This is a genomic window from Thermincola ferriacetica (assembly GCF_001263415.1).
Taxonomy (GTDB): Bacteria; Bacillota; Thermincolia; order Thermincolales; family Thermincolaceae; genus Thermincola; species Thermincola ferriacetica.
In genome coordinates this window covers 20,371-40,669 of sequence record NZ_LGTE01000023.1, presented here as the reverse complement: position 1 = coordinate 40,669, position 20,299 = coordinate 20,371, and the positions used below count along the sequence as shown (strand labels likewise).

The following is a 20,299-nucleotide window of genomic DNA, read 5'->3' as shown; positions in this document are numbered from 1 at the left end:
ACCTGCACAGGAGATGTAAAAAATTCTGCCAAATAAACTATATCCATTTCGTACCATTATAGTCTTTTGTGGAAAAGATTCTGTTATCCTTCTTTCACCATTCTGGCCGCAAAAAAGCCGTCGGTACCGTGAACATGAGGCAAAAACTGGATATAGCCTTCTGCCGCCGTAGGAAATTTGGTTCGGTCACATGTGTCCGGAAATAGAGGTAACAGACTATCCAGGCGAAACTCCGGAGCATTCTCCAAAAAAGACCGTACCAGATCGAGGTTTTCCCGTCTGTTGACAGTACAGGTAGAGTAAACCAAAACTCCCCCGGCTTTTACACATTGAGCAGCACTCCGGAGAATAGCCATCTGTAAAGCAGTCAGCTCATTAAACCGGTTAACGGTTTTTCGCCATCTTAACTCAGGCCGCCGGCGCAGCACGCCAAGTCCGGAACAAGGCGCATCTACAAGCACAAAATCAGCCCATTCTTTGTACTCCTTGTGCAATTCTCTGGCATCAACAAGCGCCGGCTCAATTATGTTGATTCCTAATCGACTGCAGTTTTCTTTAATCAGCCCCATCTTATGCTGATGGATATCCCCGGCCAGGATCCGGCCCTGGTTATTCATTAACTGGGCCAAATGAGTAGTTTTACCGCCCGGCGCACTGCAGGCATCAATGACTTTGCTGCCTGGCTTCGGCGCCACTATATGGCCAACCATGGTGGAACTTTCATCCTGCACCAAATACAGACCCTGCGCATGGCTTTTTAGGGATGCAATAGATTTGAACCCGGAGATATTAATTGTTTCAGGCGCAAATTCTCCTTTCCGGCATTCAACGCCTTCACCGGCCAGCACACCAATGAGTTCGTCCCTGCTGATCTTTAATGTATTGGTACGAATTGAATTGGGCGGCGTTTCATTATTCGCTCGGCATAACTTTTCAGTCTCTTCAAAGCCGAATTCTTCTAACCATAAACTTACCATCCAGGTAGGATGGGAATAATGAATACTGAGGTATTCCACCGGTTCGGCGTCTTTATCGGGCCATTTAAGCCGGTCTTTATGCCTGACTACATTCCGCAGCACCCCGTTGACAAATTTAACAGTCCCCTGGTGGCCGAATTTACGGGCCAAATTGACTGACTCGTTGCAAGCAGCCGAATTAGGCACTTTGTCCATAAAGAAAATCTGGTAAATACCCATCCTGATAATGTTTCTTATCCAGGGTGTCAGTGAATCCAGGGGTCTGGAAACAAACCGGCCCGCTATCCAGTCCAGAGTATTTAAACGTTTTAAAGTCCCATAAACCAGTTCCGTTATAAAGGCGCGGTCTTTTTTTTCCGGTTGGTATTTTTCCAATACTTTATTTAAAGCTATATTAGAATAGGCCCCTTCCCGGTCAACCTGATAGATGACCTCCAGGGCCAGTTTCCGTGCAGATCTCAAATTTAGTCATCCCTTCTAAAAAATCCGGCAATGGCGAGCAGCCTGACTAACTGCAAGATACTAACCACTGCCGCTGCCACGTAAGTCAAGGCGGCCGCATCAAGTACTTTCCTGGTAGCCCCTACCTCAGCCCCGGAAATTAACCCGGAACCTTCCAGATTAGCCATGGCCCGGGCGCTGGCATTCAATTCTACCGGCAGGGTCACCAACTGAAATAAAACTACGGCTGCAAAAGCATAAATACCTACCCAAACCAATGGTTTGATAGCCAGGATTAATCCCAGTATCAACAGCGGAAAGGCCAGGGTTGAACCAATGTTTACAACGGGTACAAAAGCTGCCCTGATGTTTAAAGGCATATAACCTGTATCATGCTGAATTGCGTGTCCTACTTCGTGGGCAGCCACCCCTAAACTGGCCAATGATGTACCGTTGTAAACCTGGGGCGATAAGCGAAGAACTTTTTTTCTGGGGTCGTAGTGGTCCGACAAAGTTCCCGGCGTCATTTCCACAGCCACATCATAAATCCTTGCTCTTTCCAAAAGCCTTCTGGCAGCTTCGGCCCCTGTAATACCTGCCGCGGACCTGACCTGCAGGTAGCGGGCAAAAGTACTCTGAATCTTAAACTGGGCATATAATGACAGCAGCAAACCCGGTATCAAAATGATAATCGTAGGATCCCAAAAAGGAAAACCAATCATAAGCAACCCTCCCTGTAAAAACCGTTCAACTCAACACCGCCGGCTCGTTTGTCAGTATTGTGCCGGGTTCAATACGCCGACCCCTGATAAAATCTTCTGCGCTCATCTTCTTACTTCCCTGTAACTGTAGTTCTTTTATTATTACTGCACCATCGCCGGATGCCACGTAAATACCCTCCTCAGGAACAACCTTAATGATCCGGCCCGGACGAAAAGGCCCGTCCGCTGCCGTTTCTCGGCCAGCTACATCCACCGTCCAGATTTTTAAAATCTTCTCCCCGAAATATGTATAGGCTACCGGCCAGGGGTTTAATCCCCTTACTAAATCTTTGATTTGCCTGGATGTTTTATGCCAATCAATCAGTTCCACTCCTTTGTCAAGTAAAGGTGCATAACTGGCGGCACTGTCGTCCTGCGGTATCCTCCTGGCTTCACCACGGGCAATCAGGTCCAATGCTCGCAGCAACGCCCTAGCTCCCAGAAAAGCCAATTTATCATGAAGTATACCTGTGGTATCTGATTCAGCAATGGGCGTCTTTTCCACCAGTACCACGTCGCCTGTATCCAACCCCTCATCCATATACATGATGCTGACGCCCGATTCCTTTTCACCGTTAATTACCGCCCAGTGGATAGGAGCTGCTCCGCGGTATTTCGGTAGAATTGAGGCATGGACATTAATACAGCCAAACCTGGGTATAGCCAATATATCCCGGGACAGCAGTTGGCCAAAGGCTACTACAACTATGGCATCGGGTGCCAGCTCCCTGATTTTTTCCACCGCTTCCGGCGCTTTGATTTTGTCGGGTTGATACACCTGGAGCCCCAGCTCCTGTGCAGTTACTTTCACCGGTGGCGGCATAAGTTTGCGGCCGCGTCCTTTTGGCCGGTCCGGCTGAGTTATTACCTGCACCACATCATGCCCTGTCTTGACCAGCTCTTTCAGGCACGGTACGGCAAAATCAGGTGTGCCCATAAAAATTATTTTCACGGGGAAAACCCTCCTACTTTTTAATAATTTCTTTGGCCCGGTCGATAAACAAAATTCCTTCCAGGTGGTCAATTTCATGCTGAAAAGCCCGGGCCAAAAGCCCTTCTGCTTCATATTCTACCCTGTCCCCTTCCCGGTTCATGCCTCTTACCCGAACTTTAGCATACCTGGGAACCTGGCCCTGTATGCCTGGAATACTCAGACAGCCTTCCACGTCGGTTTCGCTGCCTTCTCTGTGTACGATTTCCGGGTTGATCAGTTCTATCAGGCCGTCTCCCACATCAACCACAATCACCCTTTTCCCTACACCGATCTGCGGAGCTGCCAACCCGACGCCGTTGGCATCATACATGGTATCGGCCATGTCATCCAGCAGTTTAATAATATTAGGGGTAATTTTATTCACCGGCCTGCATTTCTCTTTTAAGATGGGGTCCCCTATTTCCACAATTTTGTATACAGCCACTGTTTTTCCTCCTTAAAGTAAACTTTGCGGATCTATCTCTACATTAAATTTTAAATCATTAAACTGTTCACGCAGCCCTGATTTGTAAAGCGCACTGTCCACCAACGGGCCGAACACCTTACGGTTTTTGGCCTTTATGCATAACTGCCACCGGTATTTGTTTCTTAATTTTGTCAACGGCGCCGGCGCCGGACCCAGTAAAGGCTGTTCCAGCCTTTCTTCCACGCCGCGGAGCTGAGCTTGCACATTTTCCGCCAATATATGGGCTGCCCGGATAACTTTATTTTCATCAAAACCACTTATTACTATGCGCAGCAATCGCGAGAAAGGAGGATACTCCATTTCCCGCCTGGTCTCTATCTCTATCCCATAAAACCCGGGAAAATCATGTTTTTGGGCTGTCCGGACACTGTAATGAGCAGGGGCATAGGTCTGCACAATTACCTTCCCCGGGGCACCAGCTCTCCCAGCACGCCCGGCCACCTGAGTTAACAACTGGAAGGTTCTCTCGGCTGCCCGAAAGTCAGGCAGATTGAGAGAAGTATCGGCGCTAATGACGCCCACCAGGGTCACATTGCGAAAATCAAGCCCTTTAGCAATCATCTGGGTGCCAATTAAGATATCCGCTTTGCCCGAAGCAAAACCCGTCAGGATTTTTTCATGGGCTCCTTTCCGGGAAGTAGTATCCACATCCATTCTCAGCACACGGGCTTGCGGAAAAAGTTTTTTTATTTCATCCTCCACCCTTTGTGTTCCCAGGCCAAAATACCGGATGTGCTTGCTGCGGCAGGCCGGGCACACCTGTGGCACTGTGGCTTTGTAACCACAGTAATGACAAATCATTTTTTCTCCATGGGCATGATAAGTTAAAGAAATATTACAGTACCTGCATTTAACGACAAAACCGCAATCCCGGCACACAACAAAGGTTGAATATCCTCGCCGGTTTAAAAATAGAATAATTTGTTCCTCTTTTTGTAGTGCCGTTGCAATCTCTTCCTGCAGCCGGCTGCTGAATATGGACCTGTTGCCCTGTTCCATTTCCCGGCGCAAGTCCACTATATGTACTTCCGGCATCGGCCGGTTGCCGATCCTGTTAGGCATCGTCTTTAATTTATATTTACCTTCCCGGGCGAGATAATAACTTTCAACGGAAGGGGTAGCGCTGCCCAGGATAACCGGACATCCGGCCATTCTGGACCGGTAAATGGCCACCTCCCGGGCATGGTACTTGGGATTTTCTTCTTGTTTATATGTACTTTCGTGTTCTTCGTCTACAATAATCAGGCCTAATTTTGGCACCGGGGCAAAAACGGCTGAACGGGCGCCTACCACCACCTGAATTACGCCATCTTTAATCTGCCGCCACTGGTCAAACCGCTCACCCAACGATAAAGCGCTGTGTAAAACAGCCACTTTTTCCCCAAACCTTCCCCGCACACGCTGCACCATTTGAGGGGTAAGGGCTATCTCCGGTACAAGAAAGATTGCCTGTTGGCCCATAGTGAGCGCCTTGTCAATGGCCTGCAGATAAACTTCCGTTTTACCGCTGCCCGTAGCTCCATGCAGCAGGAAAACATCAGAGATCCCACGTTCAATACTGCAACTGATATCAGCTAATACTTCCGCCTGCTCTGAAGTCAGTTGTTTAGGCGGTTCATATTCCACAGGCCGGCATTCCTGAAAAGGGTCACGGATATCTTCTATTTCTTCTATCTTAATTAGCCCCTTTTCCAGAAGAGCCTGAACAGCCGCAGGCGAACAGCCCATATCCTTCAATTCCGGCAGGGTAACAGGCGAATCAGAAGCCAGTATTGTCAGAACTTCGGCCTGTTTTGGAGCTTTCACTGCCAAATGACGGATTAATTCTTCCGTATCATCCCTGCTGTTTTCAGTCAGTAAGACCCGTTTCACCTTCTTTTTGCGGGCTTTTGCCGCAAACTTAGTCCGCACCTCACCCCAGCCATTTTCCTTTAAAATCCTTGCCAGGTATTCCACTGGCTTTTTACCGTATTGCTGTTCCAGTGATTTGATTTCTGCCTTGCCCCGGACAGATAAAAGGTCCAGAACAGCGGCAACCTTATCCTTCAACTCAGTATCGGCTCCGGTCATTATTTGGGCAAATATTAGATTTTTCAAATCGGCGTCAGGGTTGTTTAAGGACAGAAATTTTTTGCTACGCAGTTTCAGTCCGGGAGGCATAACCACATGCAGGGCATCAACCATGGTACAAAGGTAGGTTTTAGACATCCAACGGACTAAAGCCAGCATTTCCCGGCTGAAGACAGGTTCCTCTTCCACAATTTCCAAAATATCTCTGGTTTTTTCTACCTCCGCTGTTTCCGTAAGACCAACCACGTATCCGTCAACAGTCTGGGGGCCAAAAGGAACCAGTACCTGCATGCCTTCCCGCAGACGCTTTTCCAGGGCGGAAGGGATAGAATAATGAAACACCCTGTCCAATTTCCGGTTCAAAAGGTTGACAACAACCTCAGCATACAAATTATGTTCCCATTCCCTTCATTTAGGATAGTTTATTTAACATTATAACAAAAACCCGGTAGTTAATAAAGCGCTGTCCAATTTCCCCATATAAAAGAACAGCCGCCCTGTACATCAGGCAGCTTTTAAAACTGTTTTTCAACTGTCATTTTGTTTCAGTCTACGGTTACATCCGACATAATTTTTAAGGCCAGGGTTTCTACAGGGGCATAATCATCTGTCAGCAATATCGCCTCACTGAGATCAATATTACCTTTGTACTCGGGACGACCCGCCAATTGCCCCGGAGAAGGCAACTTATCCCGTGACGACACTAAAATTAAATTATCCATTTCCGTCGGGTCATCGAATTCTGCCTGAAACACGCGAAATTCAGGGAAAACCTGCTTAGAAGTCAGCAACAAACTCTTGAAAAAGGGACTGTAATCACCCTTGATACTGCTCACAATGTTAAAAACCACAATACCGCCCGGTTTCAGCGCAGCAGCCACTTCATCGAAAAATTCCTTGGTTGTGAGATGAAAAGGAATACTTGAACGGTTGTAAGCATCCACCATAATTACGTCGTACCGGTTCCTTTTATCTCGCAAAAAAGATCTGCCATCGACAGCCGCAGTACGGAGCCTGGGAGTATAGGGCATATTGAAATATTTATGAGCCACGTTGATTACCTCAGGGTCAATGTCAACAGCATCTATAGCTATATCTTTTTTTTGCGCCAATATGCCATTGATTACAGTTCCTCCTCCAACTCCAATAACCAGCACCTTCTTTGCATCGGGCCGGTAATATTGCATGGCAGCATCCATAAGTTTAGTATAAGGCCAGACATGTTCACCAAACTTATATTTGTTGATGACACTTTGTTCAGTATCGTTAAACATCAGGTACCTGCGTTCTCCGTAATCCTCCACCGAAATATTGTTATACATTGTCTCCTTTTCATATATTAAGCCGGCATTTTGGGAGCTTTCTGCGGCAATTGGGTCAGCCAGCGCTATACCAAAAAGAGACAGCCCTAGCAGGCAAATGGCAAATATGCCCTGCGGAATTAATTTTTGAAGTATTAAAATGGCCGCTGCCAAAAGAACTAGAATTATACCCAAAGAAAAAACAATATGTTTTATTCCAAACCAGGGAATGAGCACAAAGGTGGTAGCCAAGGTCCCAAGAATACTGCCAATAGTGGAAACGGCGTAAAACTTACCGACCAAGTTGCCCAGTCGGCTGGACTCCTTCATACCTAACTTGATTATATAAGGCGAAACCATCCCCAAACCCAGACTGGGCAGGAAAAACAGCAGCATACCGACAAACAGCGCCCCGAAATTACCCAGCCCCAGCGAAAAAGCAAATTGCGCAAGGGGAAATACCAGCAGGGGAATAAAAAGAATTAACAACCCTGATACAGCTATGTATCCCGATAAAAAAGCCATACTGGGCTTCCTGTCGGCTGCAACACCGCCCAGGTAGTATCCCGTACTCAGGGCAATTAGAAAAACGGAAATAATACTTCCCCAAACATAAACAGAACCGCCAAAAAAAGGAGACAAAAGCCGGCCACCGATTATCTCCAGTGACATCAGGATTGCCCCGCATATTATAGAAGTAATGTATAAAACCCAGCCCCCTTTATTTTTACACCAAATGTTTTGTTGTTTTTCCCGCTTTTTGTGTTTAATTCCACTCATTTTGTAAAAATCACCCTATAATATTCAACACTATGTCTTAATAAATTGTATAATTCGACATTTTTCTATGTTTTCCTTTTATTTACCAAAGCAATTTTAAATTCTGTTTTATCAGGATGGAAATATCCCCTCCAAACTACTGTCAACTCTGCCTTTTCCAAATAAAGAAGCAGCATCATCAAAAATGGTATAGACCACAGGTACTATGACCATAGTTAACAACGTAGCAGTTAAAATCCCTCCGATCACAGCCGTAGCCAAAGGGGCAAAACGTTCCGAACCCAAGGCCATACCGGTAGCCAGTGTGGGAAACCAGAAGCAGGTATACAGCCAAAATGGCCAGGGCCAGAGAATACAGCAAATCCCTCATAGACTCCTGCAGGTCTGTCTGTTCACCGGTTATAATTATTGAATACCCGTCAGGTACCGGTATTCTGGCGAGTTCATTACTTATATCATCTGTCACATGGCTAAATGTCCAAGCCCTAACTCGGCTGCCCGTTTTTCATTGACTCTTACATGTATTTCCGGGCTGTTCAAGGACCAGCTTTTGTAAAGGTTAACGGCTCCAGGAACCCTGCTAACCCGGGATTGGACTTGGTCAGCCAAGTCAACTTCCATCCCCGGCTCAACCGTTCCGACATATGAAATCCCTTCAGAAATAGCTCCCGTTTTGGCTGTTATGGTTTCTACCGGGTAACCGGCATCAGTCTGTACTTCAGGCACTTTTTTTAACTGTTTAATTTTGATGCCCGTAAAAATTCCCAGGAGAACCAGGATAATAATACTCGCTGCCAGATATTTTTTTATGCTTGTTTTCATATGGACCGCTACCTCCAAACAAATTTTCTATTGGTATTTCCCGTCTTAAAAGTGTTTTATGTTAATAAGTCCTCACTAACATGATGAGCAAAAAAAATTATGCACAATAATTACGCCCAATAAAACACTGCCGTAAAAACCTGGCCATGGGTTCAAACTGTTGCAACAGGCTTACGTCAAAATCTGTCATGAATGATGTAAATATAGAAGTCTGAATTAATCCAAAAAAGGTTTTGGCCCCCATCTTAATATCCAGGTCACCTCTGAAAATACCCAGTGCAACGCCTTCGGCAATAACAGACATAATGGTTTCCAAATATTTTTCATGACGCTTCATTATCGTTTGCCGGAGTTCCCTATCTCCAAGGTGTAGCTCATCAGAAAACAAAATCCTGGGCAACCCCTTATTTTCCTCAATAAAGGTCAATTGGAACTTGAGAATTTCCTCAAGCTTGTTTAATGGGCCGGTATTTTGGGATATAATCGTCTGGATGCCATTTAGAAGGGATTCATGAACATCAACCATAGTAGCCTTGATTATTTGTAGCTTATTGGGGAAATGCCGGAACAGAGCAGCTTCAGAAAAGCCTACCCGCCTGGCCACTTCTGCCGTAGTCAGCCCGCTCACGCCTTTTTCTGCTATAATCCCAAGAGTCGCTTTGATAATCTGCTTCTTGCGAATTTCAGTAGGCTGCTTCGACATAATTCACCCTCCTTTTGGAAAACTTAACCCTATAAAGGCGACAGTTAGTGATTACTTACTTATATAATATCAGTTACTTGTTTTTTTGGCAATATTAACTATCAGTTTATTTTTTTACAAAATCGAGTTAATAATAAAAAATTCACTTTTGTCGGTTTGAGCATGGAACATCAGCTTACCTAAGGCCGCTATATCCAGCACTTTAACACCAACTAAATTAACTTCAGGGGCCGCCCCTTCCACCAGGGCCGTCAACCACACCAAATCACTGTTGGCTCCGGCAGAAAACTTGCTCTTATCGGTAAGGGAATCAAAAACATTGGCCATTCCAGCTAAAAAAGCATCAAAAAGAACCTGCGCTTTTCAGCAGCAGGTTCTTCCCAGTGAAGGTTTAAATCAATATCAAAATTCCTGTTAATATCCCAAACCGGCGCTAACCTGCAGGGTCCGGGCCAGCAGCACAGCCGCTTCCGCTCTGGTAGCCGGATTAGTTGGTTTTATGTAACCGTTTTGCCCTGTCAATATACCCATCTGTAGGGCCTGAGCCACAGCATTTTTGGCCCACCCGGCAATTTTGTCCGCATCCTTAAATTCCGCCTGCAACACATCGGTTAGGTCTTCCTGCAGGAAAGTTCCGCCGCTGTTGGCCGCGTTCATTAACATAACTACCATTTCCTGCCTGGAAATAGGTTGATTGGGATTGAATTTCTTGCCGGAACCTTTGAGCAGACCGGCCCTGGCCGCAGCTTGCACAGCGTTAAAGTACCAGGCGGTTTTGGGCACATCAATAAACACCGGGGCCTCCTCACTACCGGGCTCCAGGCCCTTGGCCGCCGCCAGCATGCTGATGAATTCTGCTCTGGTAATGGTCCTGTCCGGGTTGAATTTCTTCTCTTTATTGCCGCTGACCACGCCCCAGGCGGCCAAAATCCGGATTTCTCTTTCCGCCCAATGGCCGTCGATGTCTTTTAATTCCACAGGAACACCGTAATTATAGACATTTTCCACTTCGCCTGTCCTGGCGTTAACCATCTTGGGCACCTGATTATATAAAGTATAAACTAACATGACCTCTTTTGCCGGTCTGCCGTCTTCCGATGCCTTGCGGGTATATTTCAATGTGGGCTTCTCTAAAGCCAGTAAACTCTCAACGGCTTCTTTTTCAGTAATTATCCCGTCGCGGGAGGCAAAGGTCTGATTTTCATCCCAGTTGGACCAGTATGCCCGCACTTTTCCTGTATTGTTATTTACTGATATACTAATATTGTTCATATTAAATGGAACGCCGTTTACCACGCGAACAAAGTTAAAACTGTAGGCAGGAGATTTTACTTCTTTACCGTTGACGTAATAATAGTCCTGCCGGGGGAATTCCTGCAAATAAACTTGTTCGGCCTTTTGCGGGGCAACTTTTTTCAGGTAAGCCAGGGCAATCTGCTTGCACCTGTTATAATCATAATTGACCGGTTTTTCTTCCTGTTCGCCCCAAATCTCTTCCCATCTGTGATAATTTATCAATTCCCCTGTTTGGGCATTTATTGTTACACTGATGTTCTCCCCGCCCCGGTAATCACTGGGACCGAACTGAAACTCCCAGGTTTTGGCGGAACCGGGGTACCAGCCTTCTGCATACCGGCTGTTTTGCACTGTATAATCGCTGGGAATATCCACATATTCCCCGGCTTTGGCCCTGGCTTCTTCCAAGGTCAGGGTTTTTCCCGGTTGGTTGGCGGCAGGCGGTTCTTCTTTGACAGGCAGGTACACTTTTTCCGGCACCTTGACTTCTTTGCCGAACCCGTCTATTAACTTGCCGCTGAACGCATCAATATAGCTCCCGCCCCCCATGAAATCCTCAACAGTATAGTATAACTGCACCGGTTTCCCGGCATTTACCGGGCCCGGAGGATACGGCCCGTAAGGCCGTACGTAAGCAAGCCTTAAGCCGATCTGTTCGCGGAATATCCGCTCTGCCTGCTCCGCCGTAATAACTCCGTCCGGTCTGGGAAACTCCACACTGTTATCCCAATTGGAGTAATAGTGGATTACTTTGCCCGTTCCGGCATTAACGTTCACAGTAAGGGTATTATCCGAAAATGGAATCCCGTTCACCATGCGAACGTAAGTAAAACTGTATGTTCTAAAACCGCCGTAGTAATCATATTCCGGGTAAGGCTGTTCCACCGGTCGGCTTTGTTTGAACTTTTCCGGCGCCAGGCGCTGCAGCATAGCCTCAGCTATTTGCCGGCATTCTTCCCTGGTTTTATACTTGGCCGGTTTTTTGGCATTAGACCAGTCTTCATTTTCCGAGTACTGAATTATTTCTCCCGTGTCGGCATCTATCGACACACTGATATGGCGGTACCGGTTCAGTATTGACATATTCCAGTTGAATTCCCATATCTTCCGGTTACCGAAATAGCTTTCTTCCCGGTAGCTTATGTCCACGTTTTTCAGACCCTCGGGTATGCCAAAAGTATCCCGGGCGATTTTCATGGCTTCTTCCCGTGTTATTTTCGCCCCTTCCCCTTGCGCCCAGGCTGAGGGAACAAAGGTCATCAGCATTGCGCCAAGAATGGCAAGTGATATTAATTTTCGGGTTATCTTGCGTGGCATAATCTTTACACCTCCGTTTGGTATTGGTAAAAACTTAAATGTCTCCCCCCTTTCAACCGTCGCGGTATTTTTTGCAATTTTCTGAAACTACCGGCCGGTAAACTATGTTAAAACCTATACTTATAATTATATAACATCAGGCCGATTAGATTCATCACCCCGGCGGTAAAATTGAGGGTGATTTTTAGTTTGTTTAGCATAGTCTTTTGCTTTTTGTTCGGATACCTCAATACCGAGTTTCTTTGCTTCTGTAAACAGTGCGTATTCCGTCAAAAAATAAGATAATGCTCTTTTTTCTTCTCCGGCAACCAGTTTTTTATCGATATTGGCAAGGACCTTTTCTTTTTCCGGACCTTCAGGAGCATTCAATGCTATATTTTCTTTTTCTGTCTTCAAACTGGCAGTAAGGTCTTCCTGCATTTTTAGAGTAATCATATACTCTGCTTTTGTTATTTCGTTACCGTTTACTACAAGAACAATTTTATTAGCATCAGGCATACCCTTAGCCTCATTGATATAGTCCGCCGTACTTTTACCTTTTGAAATAGAAAAGGCTGCTGTAGCCACTATAAGTACAAAAATGACAACTAGAATAATAATGGGCATTCTTTTCATAATAATATTCTCCTAACGGTATTTTCTGGTTCGTCACTTAAAAACTTCTCCACGATAGGGGTAAAGTCCCTTCTATTTTTCTTTAATTTACTAAGGCTAATTATTATGCAAAATGCTCATACAACAAACAGCCAAAAAAAAGATCAGTTATTACTTAAGTAAATTTTTTATTTCTTCTTTATTGAATTCCTTTACCTTTAAAGCAATTACAAATTGCCCGTCGTTAAATACTATGAGTTTTTTTTCTAAAATTAAGAGCCAAAGATTCCCTTTAATAGTTTTTGACTTTACTTTTATTTCTTTAGCCTTGCTGTAAGTATATATAAAACCTTCGTAACCGCCCCGAATAACTTCATTATATGTATATTTTTCATTTGTCAAACTCAAATCTTTAATAGCTTTCTCTAGAATGGTTAATGCTTCTCTGGAACTTTTGTCAGATAATTTTATAATTTTGTTATGTGATATTTTAGCAACCTGGACATCATCTTGATTTGCAATGCAGCCAATTAAAAAAGAAAGCGACATAAAAATGATTATTCCAAATAACCACCGTTGTTTCACGTAGTCACCTCTGTTTTTTCATAAGTTTTTTACTCCAAAGAAGAATGCCGGTTCGGACTTTGCTGTTGCTGTTACTGATAATTCCAGAGCGCCATTTGTGTGCGGGGTACGGGTATCCATTCAAACCATTTTAGAAAAGGAGCTCATAAGTATATCCTACAACAAATTAACATGACTTTAAGATTATTAATCTTTGTATTTTAATTCCTTTAATGTTATAATATAGATAATTTAAAAAAAGGGGGAGTTAATATAAAATTTAATTATACTTTGAATACTCTGATATTAATCCTTTTGTTAATTATTGCCGGATGTAATGATAAAGTAACCAATGAAATCACTTTTGAGGGCGAGAGTGAGAATTGGGAAGTTACTTTGAGTTATAAACTGTCCGGCAATGAGACCTACGAAACTTATACATTAAATTACAAAAATAGTAATATTAGTGATAAAACAAAAGTCAAATTCCAATTTAGCTCAATTGTTAATAATAAGATATTACCGCCCTTTGCTTTCGGAGAAATTACACTAGGTAAAGATTTTAAAATTGAAAGCACTAGTACGTCAGGGGCCAAAATGCCAAGCAACAATGAAATCTTTGACGTTAGTATTGAGTGGGAAGGTAAAAAAGAATCGATAAGACTAACTTCAAAAAGAGTAGGCCGTTATTAAAACTGGCCTACTCTTTTAATCGATTCATCGGTGGAAAGGTTAGAAGTACAAATTCTTTTACACTCCCGATTTATCTTGGAAATTCTACACTATAATCATTAATTATGAAATTTTCCAACCATAAATCGTATGTTGTTGATGACGTTCCTTTTCTAACCGAGCCATAAGAATTAGCTCCTACCATTCCTTTTGATATAGGTTTCCATTCTGGAGGTACATTGTAATCATATATTATAAGAACATTGTACTTTGTCAAGGCTTGAGATATAGTATAGCCACCATTATAAAAACCATTTTGACCAATGTTAACTTTACAATTTTGTACGGAATACGACGAAGAAACCGTCCAACCGCCTTTAACTTTATACATATCATAATAATCGTCATCACCGATAGATGTAACCGTCCAATATACTGTTTGGTAGGCTTTTACACCTTTTGATGGATCCCATTTTTCAACATACTTATAATCGTTTAAAAAATATCTATTCTTTACACGACTATTCGAGGATTTCTTTTCGGAAGAAAGTTCAATTTCGTCTACTACTGCAAAAGTCGTTGTTACATAACTCTTTTTTTCCTTCCCATCTTTTAATTTCTCAATTTTCAACAGTTGAGTGGTCGAATACACTTTAACATTTAACGGTTTTCCCTCTTTATTTTTTAGTTTAGCTTTTGGATAAGTAATTTTATCAGTTTTGCCATTTAATGCACGATTGTATAATTCATTTATATCTGTGATTTCTTCCGCTTGATAAATAGTTTTTGATGTTTGAGAATTGGCTGCCAAACTAACTGGTACCAAGCTAAATACCAATAGTGTAATAAGTAACAATGAAATAAATTTCCTCATCTTAATTTGCTCCTTTCTGTGTTTAGCATTTTTAATTAAATATGCTTATTGAGCATCCCACCTTTCTTGATTTAATTTTTTGTAAAATTATAGCGTAATTATATAATTAAAGGCGTAAAATAAAACCCCTAAATATTGACAGAAAAAATAGCTTGTTAATTTTTGATACGTTTGTTTGTATCCGTACCTTTCTTGTAATTGCTATTATATACCAAAATTTCGACGAAAATCATCACCCTTTTTCTGAAATTTTGGGGTATTTTTTTAACCCTCTCCCTAATATCAGGGTTATAATTATAACCCCAATAGAAAAACCCAGGCTGTTCCCCATAATCCTATGCCTATAGGAACAGCCTGGGTTCTCCAATAACATACCTGCGGGAAAGCTCCCCAGAAATTGTGTTGTTTAATTCCATACTATGTCTTTCACCTTAGCCATGCAATCCCCGAAGTTTCCCACACCTAATTTTTGATAAATGTTTTTTAAATGACACTTAATAGTATTCTTTGAAATATTTAATTCACCTGAAACCCTCTCCTGGTTTTTTCCACAATACAACTCATACAATACCTCCACTTCCCTGACTGTCAAATCCCGGCGTGAAATGATAATTTTCCCGAAAAACATGGCTTTATCTATGCTTTTTCCTGCCACACCGGAAGAATTATAATGCTCACCCCTGGTATTATGATTATTACCCTTGGTATTATGATTATCATCCTCAGTATTATGACTATAACTCCTAGGTCTGCAGCTTCCCTGCGTCGTTTCCATATAGCTGCCCGCCAACTCTGCCATCAATTCCACCAGGGCCGTCAACTGCACTAAATCACTGTCGGCTCCGGCAGAAATATCAATATAACCCACCGTCTCACCGGCCACCCTGATAGGCGCCGCAATGCAACTCCAGGATTTCATCACACTGCAGTAGTGCTCATCTCCTATGATTACTGTTGGGCTGTTCTCATAAATGGCCATACTGATGGAATTAGTCCCGAAACTGTAGTAATCCAGACAAGCACCCGGCATTATCCCCCTGTTGAAACACCACTGCATTACCTCCATGCTGCTGTAGAGATCGATGATATACCCCCTGGAATCACATAAAAATAGAAGCTTGCTCTTATCGGTAAGGGAATCAAAAACCCTGGCCATAATGGGGCGGCACACGGAAATCAGCATCTCGTTTCCGGAAAGAAGTTCGCTGAGTTCGTCCCCTTCCAGGATAACCTTTGGCCAGGGCTGGTTTTCCAGCAGCCCGCTTTCTCTGGCTTTAGCGATAACTTTCTCCAGGCTACGCCTGTTTACACGGTATTTCGGGTCGCACTGTAGGTATTTAAACTTTTTAAATACTTCCTCCATTACATCCCTTTACTCCTTTTGTTGAAAAAATCATTTCCTGGATAATTATAACATAAATGGGATGTATTTTTTGTCGTTTCTTGTCGTCTGTTTATCTTTTTTACATTTTCGAAACTAATCGTAAAGGATATTTGTGGAAAACAACCTTGAAAATCAAGGTTCTATAATAAATGTTGGGGTGGCAGGAAAAGAGAATACCCATTAGCCCACCCTAACCCTCAATGAAGGAGGTATTCACCAAATGCCCTTTCACTTTTTAAACAATAAGGTAGTAAGCAGTATACTTTAACACAAAAACAAGAACGGCAGCACAAATGAAAGCAAAGTAGCTTTTTCTGCTGTAAATCTGTTGTACTGCAAAAGCCGCCAATGGAATGATTAAAATGATAGCCGGGAAAATGTACCGGTATTGAAAAAAGAAGATCGACAGCACCGCCGGAAAATAGGTAGCCGTCAATACTACAAACAGCGCTTCCCGCTTATACAACAAAACCATTACTGCACCCACTGCACCCAAAGCCATCAGGGTCCAGTGATAATATTTGTTAAAGTTTTTTGAGTATAAAAAAATTTTGTCAAAGTGGTATAAATCAGCTATCCAGTCCCTGGTATCGCTGACAGAAATTAATAGTTTTCTAATTACAAGTTTAATAAAAAGAACCGGATGTTGGGCAATCCACCTGACAGCTTCCTGTTTCATAAACCGGTCTACCTGAGCGTCATTTTTTCCTTCGGTTACTGCTCGCCGGTATCCGGGCAGCTTCATAACCTCATCGGTATAATACCCGGTGGCGTAGTCATTGTTCCCCGTCAGCAGATTAAGCCCTGAAATGGTATCCACCAGGACAAACTCCTTTTGCTCCATATAGTTCCGTATTGTCCAGGGCATAATTGTCAAGGCCATAAACAGTATCATTAAAATTGAGGGGAACCACAGCCGTTTGGTTAGCACTTCCTTATAACTGCGCAGGCAATACCAGCCAAGTAATATTAAAGGTACAAGGAGGGAAATTGACCGGGTAAGGGTAGCCAAGCCAAAAAGAACCCCGGATAATACGAACCAATGAACTTTGTTTTCCTGTGTTCCCCGGACAAAACTATACAGCGCATAAGAAAAGAGGGTTAAAAACAGGATTTCCGTCAACAGCACTCCTGAATAACCTATAAAAGGCACATACAATGCAGCTATAATCAGTCCCATGAGAGCCGTGTTTTGGTCGAAAACTCTTCGGGCAAACAGATAAATTGCCAGCAAAACTGATACGCTCATCAGGGACTGCAAAATGTAAACGACATGATAATTGTGTCCAAATACTTTATAGATTAATGCCAGGAACACTACATAGCCGGGCGGGCGGTAGGTAGCGCCATGTTTCTCGTTGGTCGCAAAAGTTCCTTTTTCCTGTAAAGTTACTGCCCGCCTGTCATAATCCTGCATATCCGAAATGGGTTGTGTGTTAACCTGTATAACATATTCAAGCCGAACAAACAACGATACCAGGATGACCAATATCAATACAATCGTTTTCGTCCGGGATATTCCGCTGCTCAATGTCACTTAAGTACCTCACTTCCATATCGACCTTTAATGTCTCCGGTAGTACAGAAAGAACCTGCGCTTTTCAGCATCAGGTTCCTCTTAATTTTCTCCCGTGTTTTATTAGAGTCCCGCTTCTTTCCTCAGGAGTTCGGCCTTATCGGTCCGCTCCCAGGTCAGGTCGATATCAGTACGCCCGAAATGGCCGTAGGCAGCCGTTTGCTTATAAATCGGGCGCCGCAAATCCAGTTCTTTGATAATGCCCGCCGGACGCAGGTCAAAGTGCTTCTGGACCAGTTCCACCAGCTTATCTTCAGGCACTTTGCCGGTGCCAAAGGTATCGATCCTTATAGATACAGGCCGGGCTACGCCGATGGCATAAGCCAACTGCACTTCGCACCGGTCGGCCAGGCCGGCGGCAACAATATTTTTGGCCACGTACCTGGCAGCGTAAGCGGCTGAACGGTCAACTTTTGTAGGGTCCTTACCCGAGAAGGCGCCACCGCCGTGACGGGCCATACCACCGTAAGTATCTACGATAATCTTCCTGCCGGTAACACCGGAGTCGCCCTGCGGACCACCGATAACGAAACGACCGGTGGGGTTAACAAAATACTTGGTTTTGTCATCCAACATTTCGGCGGGTATAACAGGCTTAATGACCTTTTCAATGATATCCTGCCTGATCCGCTCCAGAGAAACCTCCGGCGCATGCTGAGTGGATATGACAACGGTGTCAACCCGTACAGGCTTATCATCTTCGTACTCAACAGTTACCTGGCTCTTGCCGTCAGGACGCAGGTAATCAAGTACACCTTGCTTCCGTACTTCCGTCAATTTTCTGACCAGCTTATGGGCGAGGGATATGGGAAGCGGCATAAGCTCTTCCGTTTCGTTAGATGCATAACCGAACATCATCCCCTGGTCGCCGGCGCCGATGGCTTCTATCTCGGCATCGGACATTTCCCCTGTTTTCGCCTCCAGCGCCTTATCAACGCCCATAGCAATATCAGGTGACTGTTCGTCAATGGATGTAATTACTGCGCAGGTATCACAATCGAACCCGTATTTAGCGCGGGTATAGCCGATTTCCCTGATAGTTTCGCGGACAACCTTGGGAATATCCACATAACACTTGGTTGTAATTTCCCCCATAACTAAAACCAGACCGGTTGTAACAGCCGTTTCGCACGCTACCCGGGCATAGGGGTCCTGAGCAAAAATGGCATCCAGGACGGCATCCGATATTTGGTCGGCAATTTTATCAGGATGGCCTTCCGTAACTGATTCAGACGTAAAAAGTTTTCTCATGAAATGTTCCCTCCTTGAACTAAAATATTACACAATTTATTTTAAAGTTAGAATTGTGTCCAATATAATGTCTGCCACCTGGCGTTTCGGCATTTTTTCCAGCGGTATAACCCGGCCATCGGCAAATACTAACTTTACCACATTGGTATCCACGCCAAATCCGGCTCCTTCCAACGTAAGGTCATTGGCCACAATCAAATCCAGGTTTTTCTTTTTCAGTTTCTTCTGTGCGTTTTCCATCAGACTTTCTGTTTCAGCAGCAAAACCCACCAAAATCCGGTCGCCTTTATTTTGTCCCAGAAATTCAAGTATATCGGGATTTCGCGTAAGTTCCAGCGAGATACTGTCCGGTCCCTTTTTGATTTTTTGCCGGGTCACGGCAACCGGTCTGTAGTCCGCCACCGCGGCGGCCTTAATGACAACATCAGCCTGAAGGTATTCCTGTTTTACTGCTTCAAACATTTCATCGGCCGATTCAACTTCTATCTTGCGGACATCCATTGGCGCATCCAATGTCGTTGGTCCGGATATCAGCGTAACCTCCGCTCCACGGTCCCTGGCTGCTTCTGCAATAGCATAACCCATTTTGCCGGTACTTCTGTTAGAAATAAAACGAACCGGATCGATGGCTTCCCGGGTCCCTCCGGCCGTAACCAGAACCTTTTTGCCGGCAAAATCCTTTATGCCCACTAAAAGATAGATGAGCTTATCCATTATATATTCAACGTCAGGTAACCGCCCCTTCCCTTCGTATCCACAGGCCAGGCGTCCGGTTGCCGGTTCGATAAAATAATACCCCAACTGCTTGAGTTTGTTGATATTACCCTGGACAATGGGATTTTCGTACATATGTACATTCATGGCCGGAGCAAACACAACAGGTGCTTTGGTAGCCATCAAGGTCGTGGACAACATATCGTCGGCAATCCCGTTGGCAACTTTCCCTATGATATTGGCCGTAGCCGGAACCACAGCCATTAAATCCGCCTTATCAGCCAGCGCTATATGCTGTACTTCGCAACTGACCGGCTCCTGAAACATATCGGTTATAACCCTTTGTCTGGAAATAGTTTGTAAAGTAAGGGGAGTGATAAACCGGCAAGCTGCCTTGGTCATAATAACGTGAACCTCAGCACCATGTTTAATCAAACGGCTGGCCAAATCAGCAGCCTTATAAGCGGCAATCCCACCGGTTACTCCCAGGACCACACATTTGCCCTGTAACAACATCCTCCCCCCTTGTAATTTACTTAATACCCGTTTTGGTGCGGTGGTACTTTACCTTATCCTGGGCTATTTCTTCCAAGGCTACCGTAACAGGTTTGTAAGAATTAGACTCTACCAGTTTAGGAGCTCCTTCAGTAATCATGCGGGCTCTCTTGGCAGCAGCAACAGCCAGTGTGTATTTACTGTCAACATACTTCAACAGCACATCCAGAGAAGGTTGTTTCAAACT

Annotated in this window: 20 protein-coding genes; 1 reads left to right on the top strand and 19 read right to left on the bottom strand. The window is 44.2% G+C overall.

Annotation, left to right across the window (positions count from 1 at the left end):
* Positions 1 to 83: 83 nt before the first annotated feature.
* The 13 genes from rsmB to Tfer_RS12760 form a co-directional block, all read right to left on the bottom strand.
* Complete coding sequence (gene rsmB, locus Tfer_RS12820) at positions 84 to 1,439, bottom strand: 16S rRNA (cytosine(967)-C(5))-methyltransferase RsmB (protein ID WP_052218736.1); 1,356 nt, start codon at positions 1,437 to 1,439, stop codon at positions 84 to 86.
* A 2-nt stretch (positions 1,440 to 1,441) separates the two neighbouring features.
* Positions 1,442 to 2,140, bottom strand: coding sequence for a zinc metallopeptidase (locus Tfer_RS12815; RefSeq protein ID WP_052218735.1), 699 nt, complete (start codon positions 2,138 to 2,140; stop codon positions 1,442 to 1,444).
* Positions 2,141 to 2,165: 25 nt separating this feature from the next.
* Complete coding sequence (fmt, locus tag Tfer_RS12810; protein ID WP_052218734.1) at positions 2,166 to 3,131, bottom strand: methionyl-tRNA formyltransferase; 966 nt, start codon at positions 3,129 to 3,131, stop codon at positions 2,166 to 2,168.
* 13 nt (positions 3,132 to 3,144) lie between these two features.
* Entirely contained in the window at positions 3,145 to 3,597 is a 453-nt protein-coding gene (gene def, locus Tfer_RS12805; protein WP_052218733.1) for a peptide deformylase, read from the bottom strand.
* A gap of 12 nt (positions 3,598 to 3,609) precedes the next feature.
* A complete protein-coding gene (priA, locus tag Tfer_RS12800; protein ID WP_052218732.1) occupies positions 3,610 to 6,099 on the bottom strand; it encodes a primosomal protein N' in 2,490 nt (829 codons plus the stop codon).
* A gap of 155 nt (positions 6,100 to 6,254) precedes the next feature.
* Positions 6,255 to 7,682, bottom strand: coding sequence for a spermidine synthase (locus Tfer_RS12795; protein ID WP_160315564.1), 1,428 nt, complete (start codon positions 7,680 to 7,682; stop codon positions 6,255 to 6,257).
* A 219-nt stretch (positions 7,683 to 7,901) separates the two neighbouring features.
* Entirely contained in the window at positions 7,902 to 8,081 is a 180-nt protein-coding gene (locus Tfer_RS16980; protein WP_242843597.1) for an efflux RND transporter permease subunit, read from the bottom strand.
* A 171-nt stretch (positions 8,082 to 8,252) separates the two neighbouring features.
* A complete protein-coding gene (locus Tfer_RS16975; protein ID WP_052218729.1) occupies positions 8,253 to 8,612 on the bottom strand; it encodes a hypothetical protein in 360 nt (119 codons plus the stop codon).
* A 97-nt stretch (positions 8,613 to 8,709) separates the two neighbouring features.
* Positions 8,710 to 9,315 (bottom strand): TetR/AcrR family transcriptional regulator, encoded by a 606-nt coding sequence (locus Tfer_RS12780; RefSeq protein WP_052218728.1) that lies wholly within the window; start codon positions 9,313 to 9,315, stop codon positions 8,710 to 8,712.
* 114 nt (positions 9,316 to 9,429) lie between these two features.
* Positions 9,430 to 9,642, bottom strand: a complete 213-nt coding sequence (locus Tfer_RS12775; RefSeq protein WP_052218727.1) for a hypothetical protein — start codon at positions 9,640 to 9,642, stop codon at positions 9,430 to 9,432.
* Between the two features lie 87 nt (positions 9,643 to 9,729).
* Entirely contained in the window at positions 9,730 to 11,928 is a 2,199-nt protein-coding gene (locus tag Tfer_RS12770) for an S-layer homology domain-containing protein (protein WP_052218726.1), read from the bottom strand.
* Positions 11,929 to 12,054: 126 nt separating this feature from the next.
* Positions 12,055 to 12,543 carry a SurA N-terminal domain-containing protein gene (locus Tfer_RS12765; protein ID WP_052218725.1) on the bottom strand — a complete coding sequence of 163 codons (489 nt, stop codon included), beginning with the start codon at positions 12,541 to 12,543 and terminating at the stop codon, positions 12,055 to 12,057.
* Positions 12,544 to 12,693: 150 nt separating this feature from the next.
* The gene (locus Tfer_RS12760) at positions 12,694 to 13,107 is read right to left on the bottom strand and encodes a hypothetical protein (RefSeq protein WP_052218724.1); all 414 of its coding nucleotides are present in this window, start codon (positions 13,105 to 13,107) and stop codon (positions 12,694 to 12,696) included.
* A gap of 375 nt (positions 13,108 to 13,482) precedes the next feature.
* On the opposite strand from Tfer_RS12760, the gene Tfer_RS12755 reads away from it, so the two are divergent.
* Positions 13,483 to 13,779 (top strand): hypothetical protein, encoded by a 297-nt coding sequence (locus Tfer_RS12755; RefSeq protein ID WP_152909055.1) that lies wholly within the window; start codon positions 13,483 to 13,485, stop codon positions 13,777 to 13,779.
* 70 nt (positions 13,780 to 13,849) lie between these two features.
* Here the strand turns inward: Tfer_RS12755 and Tfer_RS12750 are convergent, their stop codons facing one another.
* The 6 genes from Tfer_RS12750 to rpoZ form a co-directional block, all read right to left on the bottom strand.
* Positions 13,850 to 14,632, bottom strand: a complete 783-nt coding sequence (locus Tfer_RS12750; protein ID WP_052218722.1) for a hypothetical protein — start codon at positions 14,630 to 14,632, stop codon at positions 13,850 to 13,852.
* Positions 14,633 to 15,038: 406 nt separating this feature from the next.
* Positions 15,039 to 15,995, bottom strand: coding sequence for a LuxR C-terminal-related transcriptional regulator (locus Tfer_RS12745; RefSeq protein WP_052218721.1), 957 nt, complete (start codon positions 15,993 to 15,995; stop codon positions 15,039 to 15,041).
* A gap of 256 nt (positions 15,996 to 16,251) precedes the next feature.
* Positions 16,252 to 17,553, bottom strand: a complete 1,302-nt coding sequence (locus Tfer_RS12740) for an ArnT family glycosyltransferase (protein WP_052218720.1) — start codon at positions 17,551 to 17,553, stop codon at positions 16,252 to 16,254.
* A gap of 102 nt (positions 17,554 to 17,655) precedes the next feature.
* Positions 17,656 to 18,843, bottom strand: coding sequence for a methionine adenosyltransferase (metK, locus tag Tfer_RS12735; RefSeq protein ID WP_052218718.1), 1,188 nt, complete (start codon positions 18,841 to 18,843; stop codon positions 17,656 to 17,658).
* A gap of 36 nt (positions 18,844 to 18,879) precedes the next feature.
* Positions 18,880 to 20,070, bottom strand: coding sequence for a bifunctional phosphopantothenoylcysteine decarboxylase/phosphopantothenate--cysteine ligase CoaBC (coaBC, locus tag Tfer_RS12730; protein ID WP_052218717.1), 1,191 nt, complete (start codon positions 20,068 to 20,070; stop codon positions 18,880 to 18,882).
* 19 nt (positions 20,071 to 20,089) lie between these two features.
* Positions 20,090 to 20,296, bottom strand: coding sequence for a DNA-directed RNA polymerase subunit omega (rpoZ, locus tag Tfer_RS12725; protein WP_013120669.1), 207 nt, complete (start codon positions 20,294 to 20,296; stop codon positions 20,090 to 20,092).
* Positions 20,297 to 20,299 lie beyond the last annotated feature (3 nt).